The 16523-nt window shown below is 58.6% G+C and carries 19 protein-coding genes; 5 read left to right on the forward strand and 14 right to left on the reverse strand.

From position 1 onward, the window contains the following. The first annotated feature begins 36 nt into the window (after positions 1-36). Positions 37-420, forward strand: coding sequence for a hypothetical protein (locus IV01_RS22235; RefSeq protein ID WP_032625639.1), 384 nt, complete (start codon positions 37-39; stop codon positions 418-420). A gap of 262 nt (positions 421-682) precedes the next feature. On the opposite strand, the gene IV01_RS0124545 is transcribed toward IV01_RS22235, so the two are convergent. The 12 genes from IV01_RS0124545 to IV01_RS22180 all read right to left on the reverse strand — a co-directional run bounded on the left by IV01_RS0124545 (position 683) and on the right by IV01_RS22180 (position 10788). After that, complete coding sequence (locus tag IV01_RS0124545) at positions 683-976, reverse strand: YkgJ family cysteine cluster protein (RefSeq protein ID WP_032625810.1); 294 nt, start codon at positions 974-976, stop codon at positions 683-685. 37 nt (positions 977-1013) lie between these two features. After that, the gene (locus IV01_RS22230) at positions 1014-1535 is read right to left on the reverse strand and encodes a DUF2878 domain-containing protein (protein WP_032625640.1); all 522 of its coding nucleotides are present in this window, start codon (positions 1533-1535) and stop codon (positions 1014-1016) included. Beyond that, positions 1528-2796: an SAM-dependent methyltransferase gene (locus tag IV01_RS22225; RefSeq protein ID WP_032625642.1), complete on the reverse strand. Its 1269-nt coding sequence runs from the start codon at positions 2794-2796 to the stop codon at positions 1528-1530. The genes IV01_RS22230 and IV01_RS22225 overlap by 8 nt, the downstream gene beginning before the upstream one ends. Further along, complete coding sequence (locus IV01_RS22220; protein ID WP_032625644.1) at positions 2786-3583, reverse strand: DUF1365 domain-containing protein; 798 nt, start codon at positions 3581-3583, stop codon at positions 2786-2788. Before IV01_RS22220 ends, IV01_RS22225 begins: the two co-directional genes overlap by 11 nt. Further along, the gene (locus IV01_RS22215; RefSeq protein ID WP_032625646.1) at positions 3580-4827 is read right to left on the reverse strand and encodes an NAD(P)/FAD-dependent oxidoreductase; all 1248 of its coding nucleotides are present in this window, start codon (positions 4825-4827) and stop codon (positions 3580-3582) included. The genes IV01_RS22220 and IV01_RS22215 overlap by 4 nt, the downstream gene beginning before the upstream one ends. Then, complete coding sequence (locus IV01_RS22210) at positions 4824-5606, reverse strand: SDR family NAD(P)-dependent oxidoreductase (protein ID WP_032625647.1); 783 nt, start codon at positions 5604-5606, stop codon at positions 4824-4826. The genes IV01_RS22215 and IV01_RS22210 overlap by 4 nt, the downstream gene beginning before the upstream one ends. After that, the gene (locus IV01_RS22205; protein ID WP_032625649.1) at positions 5603-6028 is read right to left on the reverse strand and encodes a nuclear transport factor 2 family protein; all 426 of its coding nucleotides are present in this window, start codon (positions 6026-6028) and stop codon (positions 5603-5605) included. The genes IV01_RS22210 and IV01_RS22205 overlap by 4 nt, the downstream gene beginning before the upstream one ends. Beyond that, positions 6021-7469, reverse strand: a complete 1449-nt coding sequence (phrB, locus tag IV01_RS22200) for a deoxyribodipyrimidine photo-lyase (protein WP_032625652.1) — start codon at positions 7467-7469, stop codon at positions 6021-6023. Before phrB ends, IV01_RS22205 begins: the two co-directional genes overlap by 8 nt. Positions 7470-7471: 2 nt before the next feature. Then, entirely contained in the window at positions 7472-8401 is a 930-nt protein-coding gene (locus tag IV01_RS22195) for a MerR family transcriptional regulator (RefSeq protein ID WP_032625653.1), read from the reverse strand. Positions 8402-8404: 3 nt separating this feature from the next. Continuing rightward, entirely contained in the window at positions 8405-9367 is a 963-nt protein-coding gene (locus IV01_RS22190; protein WP_032625655.1) for a YbgA family protein, read from the reverse strand. Between the two features lie 207 nt (positions 9368-9574). After that, the gene (locus IV01_RS22185; protein WP_032625813.1) at positions 9575-9790 is read right to left on the reverse strand and encodes a TIGR02450 family Trp-rich protein; all 216 of its coding nucleotides are present in this window, start codon (positions 9788-9790) and stop codon (positions 9575-9577) included. Between the two features lie 11 nt (positions 9791-9801). Beyond that, entirely contained in the window at positions 9802-10788 is a 987-nt protein-coding gene (locus IV01_RS22180) for an NAD(P)/FAD-dependent oxidoreductase (protein ID WP_032625657.1), read from the reverse strand. 303 nt (positions 10789-11091) lie between these two features. On the opposite strand from IV01_RS22180, the gene IV01_RS22175 reads away from it, so the two are divergent. Both IV01_RS22175 and hemH read left to right on the forward strand, forming a co-directional pair. Then, a complete protein-coding gene (locus IV01_RS22175) occupies positions 11092-11991 on the forward strand; it encodes a TIGR01777 family oxidoreductase (RefSeq protein ID WP_032625659.1) in 900 nt (299 codons plus the stop codon). A gap of 18 nt (positions 11992-12009) precedes the next feature. Continuing rightward, the gene (gene hemH / locus IV01_RS22170) at positions 12010-13035 is read left to right on the forward strand and encodes a ferrochelatase (RefSeq protein WP_032625662.1); all 1026 of its coding nucleotides are present in this window, start codon (positions 12010-12012) and stop codon (positions 13033-13035) included. A 126-nt stretch (positions 13036-13161) separates the two neighbouring features. Here the strand turns inward: hemH and IV01_RS22165 are convergent, their stop codons facing one another. Continuing rightward, positions 13162-14439, reverse strand: coding sequence for a uracil-xanthine permease family protein (locus tag IV01_RS22165; RefSeq protein ID WP_032625664.1), 1278 nt, complete (start codon positions 14437-14439; stop codon positions 13162-13164). Beyond that, positions 14439-15077, reverse strand: coding sequence for a uracil phosphoribosyltransferase (gene upp / locus IV01_RS22160; protein ID WP_032625666.1), 639 nt, complete (start codon positions 15075-15077; stop codon positions 14439-14441). The genes IV01_RS22165 and upp overlap by 1 nt, the downstream gene beginning before the upstream one ends. Positions 15078-15265: 188 nt before the next feature. Here upp and IV01_RS22155 point away from each other — a divergent pair, with 188 nt between their 5' ends. Then, positions 15266-15823, forward strand: a complete 558-nt coding sequence (locus tag IV01_RS22155) for a hypoxanthine-guanine phosphoribosyltransferase (protein ID WP_032625668.1) — start codon at positions 15266-15268, stop codon at positions 15821-15823. 209 nt (positions 15824-16032) lie between these two features. Continuing rightward, positions 16033-16521, forward strand: coding sequence for a hypothetical protein (locus IV01_RS22150; protein WP_032625671.1), 489 nt, complete (start codon positions 16033-16035; stop codon positions 16519-16521). Positions 16522-16523 lie beyond the last annotated feature (2 nt).

Raw genomic sequence — 16523 nt, forward strand, 5'->3', positions numbered from 1 at the left:
TGAAGCCGCCGGAGATATAATTTATAGGGTGAGCAAATGAGCATAACTCTCGCCGAAAAGATTTTTCTAGGCATAACGTTAACAGGATTTTCAGGCATGGCTATTTGGCTAGGTATTGCGCTTCATTTTGCCCACACCAAAATGGACGTAATGCTTGCTCATTTAAGAAATTGTCCATTTGTTATGAATCGAGCTTTATTTCATAAAACTGGGGTGTGGGGACGGCTGTTCGTGCTGGGCGGGATAGCGTCTGTGCTCATGTACCCCAGTATCTATCTCAAGGACGGAGGTGCCGTTGCGGGAGATTTGGAAAGCTTTCCTGCAAAGCTCAAGCGAAAAACTGTCATATTATTCCGAATAAATCTGGCACTACTCGCTTATATGTTTGGCGCTGGCGGTGTCGCTTATTTATATATTTGATGCGTGGAGCTGAGTGCTATTAGAGCAAGCACTGGCCAGTAGGAGATCCCCCGTCGTCCAGACGACGCGCTGTCGCGCAGCAAACACAGGATCTGTGGGAGCGAGCTTGCTCGCGAAGCAATGTTCCTGCCTTGAGAAATATATGCCGATGTCCCGGCCTCTTCGCGAGCAAGGTGGAGCGCCACCCCGGTCACTCCTACAGCGTTCGTGTTTGCTGCCCGGCAGTGTGGTGTCAGAGTTGCCGGAGCGGTTCCTGCAGATTTCAGAGATAAGCCGTCTCAATCCCCATCCGCTCATTCATGCACTCTTCCGAGCCGGTTTCGAACTCGCGGCAGATCAGTGGGCGTTTTTCGTAGATGGTGCACATCATGGTGTTGCGATCCAGCGCCGCGCACCAGCCGTCGTCCAGGCGCAGCATGACTTCGCCGCCCCAGTCGTCTTGGTCGATGAAGCGTTCAGGCACGCCGGTGTCGGTGATCAGCATCACTTCCAGTTGGCAGCAGCAGGCCGCACAGGTTGAGCACGTGATGGCTGTTTCTGTGGGAATCGTGTTAATCGGGATGAGGGTCGACGTCATAGGCGCGCAGTGTATGTCAGTGCGTGTCGCGGGTGTGGATTGCCTGACCAGCGATTGAACGCCCAGCGAGCCATTGCAGCAACGGAAACACACCAGCCCAGATCACCGCCAGTATCAGCATGCTCGGCAACAGCCCCAGTGGCAGTTGCACGCCCGCCAGTTGCGAGCCGGCGTAATACGACATTGGCCCGCCGATGGCGCCCAGCAGGCTGGCGCGCCACCAGGGTTTGGCGGTCCAGGCCAGGCAATGATTGAGGGTCGTGGCCAGTACCGGCCAAAGCACGATCAACCACAGCGGAATCAACAAGCCTTCGTTGCTGAACGCAAAGACCCCCAGATTCATCAATAAACTGTCGAGCACTATGCCGAGCGCGGTTATCCACAGCAGCAATTTACCCTCTGCGGCCCACGAACTTATCCACAGCAGATGCGCGACCAGTACGCCGACCGCCAGTAGCAGCCAATAGCTGTTGCCGCCCATCACGCAGGCAAACCAGCCGATCTGGAACAGCGCCGCATTGGCGATCTGCTTAAGCATTGAAGCGGCCCAGCAACGGTTGCGGCAGAGCTGACGGTTTGGCCAGCAGCAACTGCGCGGTGCCGATGGCGCGTTCCAGGAAACCGCCTTCGCAGTAACACAGATAAAACTCCCAGAGCCGCAGGAAGTAATCGTCGTAGCCCAGCTCGGTGAGCGAGCCGTGGGCGTGGCGGAAGTTGTCGTGCCAGATGCGCAGGGTCTTGGCGTAGTGCAGGCCGAAATCTTCCATGTGCAGCAGGTTCATGTCGGTTTCGCGGGTGACGATCTCCAGCATTTTCTGCACAGAAGGCAAGGCGCCACCAGGGAAGATATGCCGCTGGATGAAGTCGACGCTGCGTTTGGCCTGCTCGTAGCGTTGGTCTCGAATGGTAATGGCCTGCAGCAGCATCAAACCGTCGGCCTTGAGCAGGTACGCGCATTGTTTGAAGTAGGTCGGCAGGAAGCGATGACCTACCGCTTCGATCATTTCGATGGACACGAGTTTGTCGAACTGGCCGGTAAGGTCTCGGTAGTCCTTGAGCAGCAGCGTGACTTGATTCTGCAAGCCAAGCTCGGCAATGCGGCGCTCGGTGTAGGCGAACTGTTCTTTGGACAGCGTGGTGGTGGTGACTTTGCAGCCATAGTGCTGCGCGGCATAGATCGCCATGCTGCCCCAGCCGGTGCCGATTTCCAGCAAGTGATCTTCAGGCTTGAGCGCCAGCTTCTGGCAGATGCGCTCCAGCTTGTTCAGTTGCGCCTGCTCCAGCGTGTCGTTAGGGCTGAGGAATTGTGCAGCGGAATACATCATGGTCGGGTCGAGAAATCGTTCGAACAGATCGTTACCCAAGTCGTAATGAGCGGCGATGTTCTTCTGCGAACCTTCCCGAGTATTTCGGTTAAGCCAATGCAGGCCCTGAATGAATGGGCGACTGAGCCGGGCCATGCCACGTTCCATAGCATCAAGCACATCGAGGTTGCTGACGAAAACCCGAATCACGGCGGTCAGATCCGGCGATGTCCAGTAACCATGTATGAACGCTTCGCCCGCGCCAATGGAGCCGTTGCTGGCGACCATGCCCCAGGTGGCCGAATCCAGAATCTGGATCTCGCCCTGAACCAATGCGCCGGCAGTGCCGAAAACATGGCGTTCACTGCCCTCGGTAATCACCAACTGACCATTGCGCAGCTGTGCGAGCTGGCGCAGAACGCCCCGGCGCAGGATGCTGGCCGTCAGGCTGTTGGTGCCCAGATTGGCAGAAAAACTACTGCTGCTACTTTTCATAGCGCTGATCCTTCGGTTGCGTGGCGGCAGTGCGGTATTCGCCATCGGCGGCCTGATGAGGGGAAATCGGGGTACGTTTGAGCAACAGGCGCAAGGCTTGCCAGTAAATGGCCAGGCAGGTCTTGGCGGTCATCCAGGGAAACGCAAGCAAGTAGCGATGCAGGTTGTGACGATTCAGTTCCTGGCGATGCAGGCTCAGCGTCGCATCGAAGATCTTGAACTCGCCTTGCCAGTCGGCCATGTGCACGCCGAGCCGGGCATCCGGTGGGCTGAAGCTCATCCGGTATTCCAGATCACGGGGTAGAAACGGCGAGACGTGGAACGCCTTGGCCACCGCAAAGTGCTGATGACCTTCGCCGTTGGCGGGCAGCACATAGTGATAGCGTTCGCGCCAGGGCGTGTTGGTGACTTCGCAGAGGATCGCCGCCAGTGAGCCGTCGGCTTCGTGGCAATAGAAAAAACTCACCGGGTTGAACGCCAGACCCCAACTGCGCGCCTGGGTCAGCAGGCAGACTTTACCCAGCGGCGTATGGCCGATGGCCTGGCCGACCCGTTTGCGCACTGCGTCTACCAAGGGCACGCCACGGCGGGTTGATTCGCGCAAGTAGTCGGTCTCGCGAAACGCGAACGGTGCCCAGCGCCCGTTGCCCGCCAGTGGCGACAGGCCCAGCACAGCGTCTTGCTCGTCCAGGTCCAGATACAGCAGGCCGATCCGGTAACGGAAGTCATGGGCGCGGGGTGCAAAGCGCCGATGAGCGATCCAGCCGCTGTAGAGGGCGCTGTTCACAGCCGTTCTCCGAACGCTTGCGCGACCCGCAGCCCGCTGACCACACCGTCCTCATGAAAACCGTTGGTCCAGTAAGCGCCGCAAAACCAGGTGTGGTTGACGCCATTCAATTCTTCCCAGCGGCCCTGAGCCACAACCCCGGCAAGGCTGTATTGCGGATGGGCGTAGCGGTAGCGAGCAAGAATCTTGTTCGGGTCGATGGCATCGGTCTGGTTGAGGCTTACGCAAAAGGTCGTGTCGCTGTCGATGCCTTGCAAGATGTTCATGTCATAGGTCACAGCGGCCAATTGCTGCGTGCCGCCGCCGAGCCGGTAATTCCAGCTCGCCCAGGCCAGCTTGCGCTTGGGCAACAGGTTGATATCGGTATGCAGCACCACATCATTTTCGGCATAGGGCAGGGCGCCGAGGATGTCCTGCTCGGCAGTCGTCGGCTGGGCGAGCATTTTCAGGGCCTGATCGCTGTGGCAGGCGAAGATGACTTTGTCGAAGCGTTCACTGCCATCGGCGCTGTGCACGGCAACGCCTTGTTCATCGCGCTCAACCCTGTGCACCGGGCATGACAGGCGAATCCGCTCACGGAAAGACGCGGTCAGAGGCTCGATATAACTGCTCGAACCGCCTTCGATCACACACCACTGCGGGCGATTGCTGACCGATAGCAAGCCGTGATTCTTGAAAAAGCGCACGAAGAATTGCAATGGGAACGCGAGCATGTCTGCCAGTGACATCGACCAGATCGCCGCGCCCATGGGTACGATGTAATGCTCGATGAAGCGCTGGCCGTAGCCGTGACTTTGCAAATAGTCGCCGAGGGTTGTGTCAGAGCCTATGCGCTGGCTTTCCAGATCGGCCAGGGCTTCGCGGTTGAAGCGCAGAATGTCGCGCAACATGCCCCAGAACGTTGGGGAAAGCAGGTTGCTGCGCTGGGCGAACAGGCTGTTGAGGTTATTGCCGTTGTATTCGGTGCGGGTTTTGGGATCGCATACCGAGAAACTCATCTCGGTGGGTTTGAAACCCACACCGAGCTGGCCCAGCAGTTTGATGAAATTCGGGTAGGTCCAGTCATTGAAGACAATGAAGCCGGTGTCGACGGAGTAATCGCGACCCGCCAGATTCACATCGACCGTATGGGTATGCCCGCCGACCCAGTCCGCTGCTTCGAAAACACTGATGTCATGTTTGCGATTGAGCAGATAGGCGCAGGTCAATCCGGCGATACCGCTGCCGACGATGGCGATTTTCATTGCGCTTCCTTGTTCTGTGAGCGTGCCATTCGTTTGCCCAACGCCAGTTGCAGGCGGGTGGGCAACAAGGCCAGCAGACGCAGCACCAGAATGAACGGGCCGGGGAAGGCAATTTCCATGGGGCGGCGCTCACGTTGCAAACGCTCGGCGATATAAACAGCGGCTTTCGCCACTGGCCAGCGCATCGGCATGGGGAAATCGTTTTTCTCGGTCAGCGGGGTGTCGACGAAACCTGGACTAACAATGGTTACGTCAATGTTTTCATGGGCCAGGTCGATACGCAGCGACTCCAGCAGGTAGCGCAGGCCAGCCTTGGACGCGCCATACGCTTCGCTACGGGTCAGCGGCAGATAGGTCACCGAGCTGCAAACGCCGACCAGATGCGGTCTGTGGCCATGGCGCAGCAACAGCAGGGCTTCCTGGATGCAATAAGTAGTGGCCAGCAGATTGGTGCGGATCACACGCTCCACCAGCGCAGCGTCAAACTGCTTGCTGTCGACGTATTCACAGGTGCCTGCGTTGAGAATCGCGCAGTCCAGCGCTCCCCAGACCTGGTTGATGCGATCGCCGATGCCGGTGACCTGTTCGCCGTCGGTGACATCCCCCGGCACCAGCAACACTTGCTCCGGAAAGCGTTGATCGAGGGCTTCGAGTGGCGCCATGGTGCGGGCGGTGAGCGCGAGCCGGTGACCGGCCTTTAGCAGCTCTTCGGCCAACGCCAGGCCGATACCACTGCTGGCACCGGTCAACCAGATCCGTTTGACGTTCGGATTGTTCATCCCAATCTCCTTTTCAGCCACGCGATAAGCGTGCCCATGACCGGCAAGTGCTCGTACAACAGGGCACCGGCATCGAAGTAATCCCGGTGTTGGTAAACCTTGTCCCCGCGCCACATCAGGTGCGAGCAACCGTCGACCCGAATCGTGCGGCCCTTGGCCAGACGCGGATGGGAATAGCTCATGGTCCAGCGCAGATATCCCTTGCCGGGGCTGACTTCGTCGAAGCCATAGAAATCGAAATGCAGCTGGCTGACGTTGGCGTACAGCTCGGCGAAGTACCGTTGCATAGCCTGGATGCCGCGAATTTGATGAAGCGGGTCGGTGAACTGCACGTCTTCGGTGTACAGCGTGTTCAGCCGATCCAGATTGTCTTTATCCAGAGCGGCGAATTCCCGAGCGAAACCACGCAGAAAATCACTCATCTTCAAACTCCGCGACCGGTTGCCGGTGCGGCAGCGCTTTGAATGCATCCAGGGCACGGACCCGGCTGCTGCGCAGATCGACGATCGGCTTTGGATAACTGGCAACACCGAACAGGCCACCGGCTGCTGCGGGGTTGTGGACTTCTTTTTTGTTCAACCCGGCCAGCTCCGGCAACCAGTGCTTGAGAAAAAGCCCCTCGGGATCGAATTTCTCCGACTGAGACAAAGGGTTGAATATCCGGAAGTAGGGCTGCGAGTCGGTGCCGGTTGACGAGCTCCACTGCCAGCCGCCGTTGTTGGCGGCCAGATCGCCATCGATCAGGTGCTGCATGAAAAACCGTTCGCCTTCGCGCCAGTCAATCAGCAGGTTCTTGGTCAGGAACATCGCCACCACCATGCGCAGGCGGTTATGCATCCAGCCGGTTTCAAGCAGCTGGCGCATGGCGGCGTCGATGATCGGCAAACCGGTGCGCGCCTCTTGCCAGGCCTTCAAATCCTGTGGTGCGTTGCGCCATTGCAAGGCTTCGGTTTCCGGACGAAACGCCCGATGCCGGGACACCCGTGGATAGCCCACCAGAATGTGCTTGTAGAACTCGCGCCAGAGCAACTCATTGATCCAAGTGACAGCGCCGACGCTGCCGGTCTCGAACTCACCGTGGTTACTGTTGAGCGCTGCGTGCAGGCATTGGCGTGGCGAGATCACGCCGGCTGCCAGATACGCCGACAACTGACTGGTGCCGGGTTTGGCGGGCAGGTCACGCTCATCTTTGTAGTAGTCGATCTGTTCGTCACTGAAAGCCGCGAGCCGCCGCCGTGCTTCTTCTTCTCCGGCGGGCCATAAGGCTATGAGCGTCTTGGATGGCGTGGCAAAGCCTTCAACCTGATGCGGAATATCGTCGCTATTGATCCCCAGCGCTTGCTGCTTTTTCGGCAGGCGGATCAGCGTTGGCATCGCGTGATGCATGCGGGTGTAGCACACCTTGCGAAACTGGCTGAAGACCTTGAAGTAGCTGCCGGTTTTGGTCAGCACGCTGCCCGGCTTGAAGAACAGCTGATCCAGATGGCTGCGCCAGTGGATGCCAGCGTGTTGCAGTGCCTGGGCTACAGCTTCATCCCGGCGGCTTTCGTGGATGCCGTACTCTTCGTTGGCATGCACTGTTTCAATCTTGTGTTCGCGGCATAGGTCAAGGAGCACCTCAGGCGCCATGTCCCAAGTGTCGGCGTGGCGAATCAATAGCGGCACATTCAAGTCGCTCAAGGCGGTGCGCAGCTCTACCAGGTTACGCAGCCAGAAATCTACCTTGCACGGGGCATCATCATGGTTGAGCCATTGGGTTGGACTGATCAGGTACACAGCAACAGTCGGCCCTTGCTCAAGGGCAGCAGTGAGCGCGGTGTTGTCGTGAACGCGCAAATCGCTGCGCAGCCATAGCAGTTGCATGGTCATTCCTTGAAAAGATCCAGTAGTTGCAAGGCAGCCAGCGCGCCCAGCGGGTCTTGCGCCAGATGCAGGCCTTGTATGCTGCTGATTGAGTCGCCGAGTTCGTCGCTGTGGATGCGCACGCTGGTGCCGGCCAGCACGACTGGGCAGTGAACGTTGCTCAATAATCTGGAGAGCTGGGTCGTATTCAGGGATTTGCTGGAATACAGCAGCACCGCACGGGGCTGGAGAAGCTCTGCAGCCAAGGCCAATTCGCCGTTGGGCAGCGGCCAGTCGAACACTTCCACCGGGCAATCGGCACCGCTGATCAGCCAGGCACAGAGCCACAGATGCGGCTCCAGCGGCAGGTCGGAATGATTGACCAGCAACACGGGCGTGCCGCCGACCTGGCGATTGTTGTGGTAAATCCGGGCGCCGAGCTTGCTGCGCAGCCATGAGTAGAAGAACGTGCGTTCCATCTGCCCGCCAAATTGGCTCTGCCAACGGGTTTCCAGTTCAGCCAGTAGTGGCAACAGCAACTGTTCACACAAGGTTCGCGGCGGATACAGCGACATGGCCTGGTTGAACAGGTCATCCAGCCGGCGTTCGGCCAATTCAGCAATGGCCTTGGTCAGATTCTGCTTGAGTATTTCCCAGTCGCTGGCCGGAGCAGCAGTATCTGGCTGGCGACTGTCGATCAGATTTTTCACCTGGCTGACCGATACGCCACGGTTGAGCCAGGTCAGGATGGTCATCACCCGCTGAACATGGGCATCGGAGTAAAGCCGATGGCCCTTGGGCGTGCGATGAGGAACGATCAGCCCGTAACGGCGCTCCCATGCGCGCAAGGTGACTGCATTGACACCGGTCTGGCGTGCCACCTCTCGGATCGGCAGCCAGTCTTCTGCTATGCCTGACTCGTCGTCAGGCACTGGGTCGCTAAAGTCATTCATAGGTTAGATCGCATTTCGCAGGCTGAGATTTTCCGGATGCGGCTGCATGTAAACCTGCAACGCTACATAGGGATCCGGGTGTTGGCGGAAGTGATGCTTGAGCAGCGTCAGCGGCACGATCAAGGGCACGATGCCTTGGTGGTATTGCGTGATGAGCTGCTGGATTTCCTGTTTGTCCGAGGCGCTGATGGTCTGCTTCAGATAGCCGCTCAGGTGATGCAGGACATTGGTGTGGGTGCGTCGGCTGGCGGGTTTCTTCAGCGCGGCCATCAGGTCGCTGAAATACTGCGGGGCGATGTCGTTAGGGTCGCTGCGGCCCATGTTGCCCAGCAGGTTGCCCAGCGCCTTGTATTGCACCGGATCATTGGCCATCAGCTGGTATTTATAGCGGGAGTGAAATTCGGTCAGGGCGCGGCGCGTGATGCCAGTCTTGAGCAAATCCTGCCAGGCGGCGTAGGCGAACACGCGGGTGATGAAGTTTTCCCGCAGGACCGGGTCATTGAGGCGACCATCTTCTTCGACCGGCAGATTCGGATGGCGCTCGCAGAACGCCTGGGCATAGATGCCACGCCCGCCACCGTCAACTGGCGCGCCTTTTTCGGTGTAGACCTTGACCCGCTCAAGGCCGCAGGACGGTGATTTCTGCATGAAGATGTAGCCGCAGATATCGCCCAGTTCTTCTGCCATCTGTACGCCGTAGTCGGCCAGCGCCTCTGTAACGTTCAGTTCTCGATTGACGGTGCCCACGGCTTGCGGACTTTGCGCATCGCCCACCAAACGAATGGGTTCCCGAGGAATGCCCAGGCCGATGGCGACTTCCGGGCAGGCAGTGACGAATTCGAAATACTCGGTCAGTGCGCGGGTGCACAAATGGGATTCTTTATGACCACCATTGAAGCGAACCTCGGCGCCCATCAAGCAGGCACTGATACCGAGTTTGGGCTTATGAACTGCTGGCGCAAGCATCGCGAACCTCTGTACAAAATTGTACAGAGTGGATTCGCTGTACAACCTGCTCTCATCATAGGTGGGCGGCTGTACAAGTCAAATTATTTGTATAGGGTTTGTATGATGTGATCTGTTGGCGCGAGGCTTGCCCGCGAACCAGGCAATGCGGTGCTTCAGGTGTACCTCGTCATCATTCTTCGCGGGCAAGCCTCGCTCCGACAAGACTTACTTCCAGCCCATCTTCCACGCCTCGGCATCCTGCAGCGTCTGCCACGGCAAGCGCTCGCTGCGCTGGGTCAGCACCGCCTGGAGTTCGATCTCCAGCACGGTGCCTTCTTCGTCACGAAACAACTCGGTGACCAGAAAATGTTTCTCACGGTTCAGCGGCTGAGCAGCTGTCCATTTCGAGAGCAGCAGCTTGCGGGGGTTCAGGCGGTTCAATCCAGTTGCGTTCAATTAATGTGCTCCAACAAGCGTCGCGCCGCTTCCTGGCCACTGAGCCATGCGCCCTCGACCCTGCCTGACAGGCACCAGTCGCCGCACACGTAAATGCCTTGGTCAGGATCGGACAGCGCGCCCCATTCGTGGGCGGTAGCGGGCCGCGCATACAGCCAGCGGTGGGCCAGGCTGAAGCTCGGCGCGGGCATTGCACAGCCGATCAGTTCGGCAAACGCGCCGTGCAGATGTTCAATCACCGCTTCCTTGGGCATGTCCAGATGCTGACGACTCCAGGTGCTGGTGGCATGCAGCACCCAAGTGTCCAGGCTGCTGTCGCGCCCAGGTTTGCAGCGGTCGCGGGCCAGCCAGTCCAGCGGGCTGTCTTGCACAAAGCAGCCTTCCAGCGGGGTTTTCAGCGGGTTGTCAAAACCCAGCGCGACGGCCCAGGTCGGGTCCATTTTCACGCTGGCAGCAGCGCCGGCAAGCTTGGGCGTTGAAGCGAGTAGTGCAGTGGCCTGAGGAGCGGGTGTGGCAATGATCACGTGGCTGAACGGGCCGTGGCTCTGGCCTTCGGCATCCTGCAGATTCCAGTGCTGTTCGCCGCGAAACACTTCGGTAATCCGGCAAGCGAAGGACACCGGCAGATCGCCAAGCATGGACCGAGTGATCGCACTCATGCCGGGCGTGCCAACCCAGCGCACTTGTTCATCCGGCGAAGGGCTGAGCTGCCCGCCATGGAAGTTATACAACGAAGGCGTCCATTGGGCGGCACAGCCTTCAGCCTGCCATTGTTGTACCGCACTCATGAAGCGGCGGTCGCGAGCGGTGAAATACTGCGCGCCCAGGTCCAGCGAGCCAGCATCACTGCGCTTGCTGGACATACGGCCGCCACTGCCGCGGCTTTTGTCGAAAAGATGAACGGAGTGCCCGGCGGCGCTGAGCGCGCGGGCGGCGGAGAGTCCGGCGATGCCGGTACCGATGATTGCGATGGGTACAGTCATAGGGGCCTCGTTACCTTGTCTGCACAGACTACGCCGTAGTTAAAACCTGTACAATATTGTTTTTTGGTATAACTTGCTGCGATCTCATGCGGAATTGCAGCGCTTGTCTCGTACGGCACGAGCATAAAATCCGATACCTGAGGGCCTGGAGCAACTGTCCAAAAGGATGGTTCGCTCCGAGGGCGGCAGGTTTGGCCTATTGTTGTTCAAGATGCCGTTCACGATGATCTGCATCCATAAACACAGTGGGCCATAAAAAATAGACTACGCATTGCTCCCGAACGCCACGCAAGGAAACCTGCCATGCACATATTGCTGACCGGCGGTACTGGGTTGATAGGGCGTCAGCTCTGTCAGCAACTGCATCAACAAGGGCATCAGCTGACCGTCTGGAGCCGCAGGCCCGAAGATGTTGCGCGCCTGTGTGGCGAGACGGTGCGGGGCATCGCCCACCTCAAAGACCTTGGCGATCAGCCGGTGGATGCGCTGATCAACCTGGCGGGTGCGCCCATTGCAGACCGTCCCTGGACTCGCAAGCGGCGTACGCTGTTATGGGACAGTCGTATCGGTCTGACTGAGCAATTGCTGGCCTGGATGGAGCAGCGTGAACATAAACCGCAGGTGATGATCAGCGGTTCGGCGGTGGGCTGGTACGGCGATGGTGGCGAGCGTGAGCTGGATGAAGCTGCGCAGCCGGTCAAAGAGGATTTTGCCAGTCACTTGTGCGGCGCCTGGGAAGAAACGGCGCAACGGGCTCAGGCGTTGGGTGTTCGGGTGGTGATCATTCGTACCGGTCTGGTGCTGTCCGATCAGGGCGGTTTTCTCCAGCGGCTGCTGTTGCCGTTCAAGTTCGGCATGGGCGGCCCGATCGGCAACGGTCGGCAGTGGATGCCCTGGATTCATATTCACGATCAAATCGCTGCAATAGATTTCCTGTTAAACCGGAGTGATGCGCAAGGTCCGTATAATCTCTGCGCGCCGTCACCTGTGCGTAACCGGGACTTTGCCAAGGCCCTGGCTGCCGTGCTGCACCGGCCGGCCTTCATGCCATTGCCTGGCCTGGCCCTGAAAGTATTGATGGGCGAGTTGTCGGTGCTCCTGCTGGGTGGCCAGCGTGCCCGACCGGCTCGCCTGGAAGAGGCGGGTTTCACCTTCAGATACACCGAACTGCCTGCTGCATTGAACGATTTACTGAGCGCTTAATTTGAATTGGGAAGTTGCATGACCGATCACGCCCTGCTGCTGGTAAACCTGGGGTCGCCAGCCTCTACTTCTGTGGCGGATGTCCGCAGTTATCTCAATCAGTTTCTGATGGACCCTTACGTCATCGACCTGCCATGGCCGGTCCGGCGGCTGCTGGTTTCGCTGATTCTGGTCAAACGTCCTGAGCAGTCGGCCCACGCTTATGCATCTATCTGGTGGGACGAGGGCTCGCCGTTGGTGGTGCTGAGCAAGCGCTTGCAACAGGCGATGACCCAGGAATGGACTCGCGGCCCGGTGGAGTTGGCGATGCGCTATGGCGAACCGTCCATCGAAACCGTGCTCACCCGCCTGGCGTCTCAGGGCATCAAGAACATCACCCTGGCGCCGTTGTATCCGCAGTTTGCCGACAGCACCGTGACCACCGTCATCGAAGAAGCCAGGCGAGTAGTCAAGGCCAAGTCGCTGAAGGTTAACTTCTCGGTACTGCAGGCTTTTTACGATCAGCCGGAATACTTGCAGGCGCTGGTTGAGAGTGTGCGACCGCATTTGCAACAGCCCTATGATCACCTGCTGTTGAGTTTCCATGGTTTGCCCGAGCGCCATCTGCTCAAACTCGATCCAACCCGTAATCACTGCCTGAAAGGCCCGGATTGCTGCAAAACTGCGCCGCCAGAAGTACTCGCTACCTGTTACCGCGCGCAGTGCATCCAGTCAGCAGAAGCCTTCGCCAAACTGATGGGCATTCCTGACGGTAAATGGTCGGTGTCGTTCCAGTCACGGCTGGGCCGCGCGAAGTGGATCGAACCCTACACCGAGGCGCATCTGGAGGAGTTGGCTGCGCAAGGCGTGAAGAGACTGCTGGTGATGTGCCCGGCGTTCGTTGCTGACTGCATCGAGACTCTTGAAGAGATCGGTGATCGCGGTGCCGAGCAGTTCAAAGAAGCGGGAGGCGAGGAGTTGGTACTGATCCCGTGCCTGAACGACGACCCTAACTGGGCCGCGGCGTTGAGCAAGCTGTGTGAGCGGGCGCCGTTGATGTTGTGAGGCGATCTGGATTGGAATGAGATTGAATGTGGGAGCGGTGCTTGCCCGCGATAAGGTCAATGCGATTCATGCTAGATCGCATTCAACCTTATCGCGGGCAAGCACCGCTCCCACATGGGATTGCCCCTACGGCAATTGATCATCCAGCCGCTTTTTCTTCCACCCGTCATTGCCCGGCAACAACATGTTCAGGGCGATGGCTGTCACGGCGCACAGGGCGATGCCCTTGAGGCCGAAGTCGTCCGGGCCGTTGCCGGTGCCGATCAGTACCCCGCCAATCCCGAACACCAGCGTCACCGAGACGATCACCAGGTTGCGCGCTTCAGCCAGATCGACCTTGTGACGAATCAGAGTGTTCATCCCCACCGCCGCAATCGAGCCGAACAGCAGGCAGAGAATCCCGCCCATGACCGGCACCGGAATGCTTTGCAGCAGTGCGCCGAACTTACCGATGAAGGCCAGGCTGATGGCGAAGATCGCCGCCCAGGTCATGATTTTCGGGTTGTAGTTCTTGGTCAGCATCACAGCGCCAGTCACTTCGGCGTAGGTGGTGTTGGGTGGGCCGCCAAACAGACCGGCCGCCGTAGTGGCGATCCCGTCACCAAACAAGGTGCGATGCAGGCCTGGCTTCTTCAGGTAATCACGACCGGTCACGCTGCCCACGGCAATCACGCCACCGATGTGCTCAATGGCTGGCGCCAGGGCGACGGGCACGATGAACAGGATTGCCTGCCAGTTGAACTCCGGTGCGGTGAAGTGCGGAATCGCCAGCCACGGTGCGGCGGCAATCTTTGCGGTGTCGACCACGCCAAAATAGAACGCCAGCGCAAAGCCCACCAGCACGCCGGAGATGATCGGCACCAGACGGAAAATCCCTTTGCCGAACACTGCCACGATCAGCGTGGTGAGCAGGGCAGGCATGGAGATCCACATGGCGATTTTGTACGGAATCAGCTCAGCGCCGTCACCGCTCTTGCCCATTGCCATGTTGGCGGCAATCGGCGCCATGGCCAGGCCGATGGAGATAATCACCGGGCCGATCACCACCGGTGGCAGTAACCGGTCGATGAAGCCAGTACCTTTGACCTTCACCGCCAGCCCGAGGAAGGTGTAGACGAAGCCTGCCGCCATCACACCACCCATGGTCGCAGCGAGGCCGAACTGACCTTTGGCGAGGATGATCGGGGTGATGAATGCAAAACTCGACGCCAGGAAAACCGGCACCTGACGGCCCGTCACGATCTGGAACAGCAAGGTACCCAGACCAGCGGTGAACAGTGCAACGTTAGGATCCAGCCCGGTGATCAGCGGCATTAACACCAGCGCGCCGAACGCCACAAAGAGCATCTGTGCGCCGGACAGAACCGTGCGCCAGAGTGGATCGTTGAACTCGTCCTGCTTCATTACGCGTCCTTTTGCTTGGTGCCGAAAATCTTGTCACCGGCATCGCCGAGGCCCGGAATGATGTAGCCGTGTTCGTTGAGGCGCTCATCGATGGATGCGGTGTAGATGATGACGTCCGGGTGAGCCTTCTCTACTACGGCAATGCCTTCTGGCGCGGCAACCAGGACCATGGCGCGGATTTCCTTGCAGCCGGCTTTTTTCAGCAGATCGATGGTCGCAACCATGGAGCCGCCGGTGGCGAGCATCGGGTCAATGATCATGGCCAGACGTTCGTCGATTTCCGGAACCAGTTTTTCCAGATACGTGTGGGCTTCCAGGGTTTCTTCGTTGCGGGCCACGCCCACGGCGCTGACCTTGGCGCCCGGAATCAGGCTGAGCACGCCATCGAGCATGCCGATGCCGGCGCGCAGGATAGGCACCACGGTGATTTTCTTGCCGGCGATTTTTTCAACTGCAACAGTCCCGGCCCAACCCTCGATGTCGTAGGTTTCCAGTGGCAGGTCAGAGGTGGCTTCGTAAGTGAGCAGGGCACCGACTTCCTGAGCCAGCTCACGGAAATTCTTGGTGCTGATGTCGGCGCGGCGCATGAGGCCGAGTTTATGGCGGATCAGCGGGTGACGGATCTCACGGATAGGCATAGGAATAAAGCTCCGGCGGAGGGGCAAAAAAAGCGGCCTAGGTTAATCTATTCAGCTGGTACTGTCCTACACGGCTTGCGGCGTTTTCGGACGAATCCTGACACGTTAGTCCAGAATTGCTTGCTCTGACTTCTGCGGATGCGTACCTTTGCCCGCTTTTCTTACACTGCCCACCCTTGGAGAGCGTCATGTCTGCTGATCTCGAGCATATCCGTCAAATCATGCGCGAGGCTGACTGCCTGTACACAGAGGCTGAAGTCGAAGTTGCCATCGCCCGTGTCGGTGCGCAGATCAACGCCGAACTGGCTGAACGCAATCCTGTGGTGTTCTGCGTGATGAATGGCGGCCTGATTTTCTCCGGCAAGCTGCTGACGCATCTGAACTTCCCGCTGGAAGCGTCATACCTGCACGCTACCCGCTATCGCAACGAAACCAGCGGCGGCGACCTGTTCTGGAAGGCCAAGCCTGAAGTCTCGTTCATTGACCGTGACGTGCTGATCATCGACGACATTCTCGACGAAGGTCACACCCTCGGCGCGATCATCGACTTCTGCAAACACGCTGGCGCCCGCGCTGTGCATACCGCCGTGCTGATCGACAAAGACCACGACCGCAAAGCCCGCCCGGACCTGAAAGCAGACTTCGTCGGCCTGCCGTGCATCGACCGCTTCATTTTTGGTTACGGCATGGATTACAAAGGCTACTGGCGCAATGCTGCGGGGATTTATGCGGTAAAGGGGATGTAATTCAGATTGAGGTCTTTCTTTGTGGGAGCGAATTCATTCGCCAAGAGGCCAGTAGACTCGACGCATATTCGTTGGTTGGAATATTGCTCTCGCGGCTGAAGCCTCTCCTACGGAAAGTGGGGGATCCGTAGGTGCGGCTTTAGCCGCGAGGGCGATCTGCCTGTATCCGACATGCTAAAGTGCCAGCCCAGTCCTTGCGGGAAGTCGACATGAAGTGCTTGATCCGTACTGCTGCGCTGGCTCTGTTGTGCAGTCTGCCGTTTGTGGCACCTGTTTCAGCTGAACCGATGCATGCGCAATACCTGCCGCCTGACGATCTGAATCTGCGCGAAGGCGAACCTGAGCAGCAACAATTGCTGCAAATCACCGAATATTCGGTGGTAGTGGGCAATCAGCGTCAGTCCAATCAGACCCCCATCCCGGTGACATCGCCTGTCTTGCTGCGCCTAAAAGGCAAGCCGATGAACAAGGGCGCGACCATTTCCGAAGTGCTGATCCATTTCGACAGCGAAAGTAAAAGCCTGAAGAAGCCGGTGTTCGACGACAAGACCCGGGTGCTGAATCTGTATTACCCGGTGGCTCAATACCGCACGCTGATGGATCTGTTGCGCAACGAAAAGCTCTATTGCCAGTTCCTGAGCTACGCCAACGGCCATGTCTGGGCTGATTTGCACACCGGTGCCGTGCGTACTCGTTGAGC

Source organism: Pseudomonas syringae (assembly GCF_000737245.1).
Lineage (GTDB): Bacteria > Pseudomonadota > Gammaproteobacteria > Pseudomonadales > Pseudomonadaceae > Aquipseudomonas > Aquipseudomonas syringae_J.

Bases quoted from the DNA above. Each gene is read 5' to 3' on its own strand.
- IV01_RS22235 (WP_032625639.1), top strand. From the start codon at position 37: ATGAGCATAACTCTCGCCGAAAAGATTTTTCTAGGCATAACGTTAACA.
- IV01_RS22230 (WP_032625640.1), bottom strand. From the start codon at position 1,535: ATGCTTAAGCAGATCGCCAATGCGGCGCTGTTCCAGATCGGCTGGTTT.
- IV01_RS22225 (WP_032625642.1), bottom strand. From the start codon at position 2,796: ATGAAAAGTAGCAGCAGTAGTTTTTCTGCCAATCTGGGCACCAACAGC.
- IV01_RS22215 (WP_032625646.1), bottom strand. From the start codon at position 4,827: ATGAAAATCGCCATCGTCGGCAGCGGTATCGCCGGATTGACCTGCGCC.
- IV01_RS22210 (WP_032625647.1), bottom strand. From the start codon at position 5,606: ATGAACAATCCGAACGTCAAACGGATCTGGTTGACCGGTGCCAGCAGT.
- IV01_RS22205 (WP_032625649.1), bottom strand. From the start codon at position 6,028: ATGAGTGATTTTCTGCGTGGTTTCGCTCGGGAATTCGCCGCTCTGGAT.
- phrB (WP_032625652.1), bottom strand. From the start codon at position 7,469: ATGCAACTGCTATGGCTGCGCAGCGATTTGCGCGTTCACGACAACACC.
- IV01_RS22195 (WP_032625653.1), bottom strand. From the start codon at position 8,401: ATGAATGACTTTAGCGACCCAGTGCCTGACGACGAGTCAGGCATAGCA.
- IV01_RS22190 (WP_032625655.1), bottom strand. From the start codon at position 9,367: ATGCTTGCGCCAGCAGTTCATAAGCCCAAACTCGGTATCAGTGCCTGC.
- IV01_RS22180 (WP_032625657.1), bottom strand. From the start codon at position 10,788: ATGACTGTACCCATCGCAATCATCGGTACCGGCATCGCCGGACTCTCC.
- IV01_RS22175 (WP_032625659.1), top strand. From the start codon at position 11,092: ATGCACATATTGCTGACCGGCGGTACTGGGTTGATAGGGCGTCAGCTC.
- hemH (WP_032625662.1), top strand. From the start codon at position 12,010: ATGACCGATCACGCCCTGCTGCTGGTAAACCTGGGGTCGCCAGCCTCT.
- IV01_RS22165 (WP_032625664.1), bottom strand. From the start codon at position 14,439: ATGAAGCAGGACGAGTTCAACGATCCACTCTGGCGCACGGTTCTGTCC.
- upp (WP_032625666.1), bottom strand. From the start codon at position 15,077: ATGCCTATCCGTGAGATCCGTCACCCGCTGATCCGCCATAAACTCGGC.
- IV01_RS22155 (WP_032625668.1), top strand. From the start codon at position 15,266: ATGTCTGCTGATCTCGAGCATATCCGTCAAATCATGCGCGAGGCTGAC.
- IV01_RS22150 (WP_032625671.1), top strand. From the start codon at position 16,033: ATGAAGTGCTTGATCCGTACTGCTGCGCTGGCTCTGTTGTGCAGTCTG.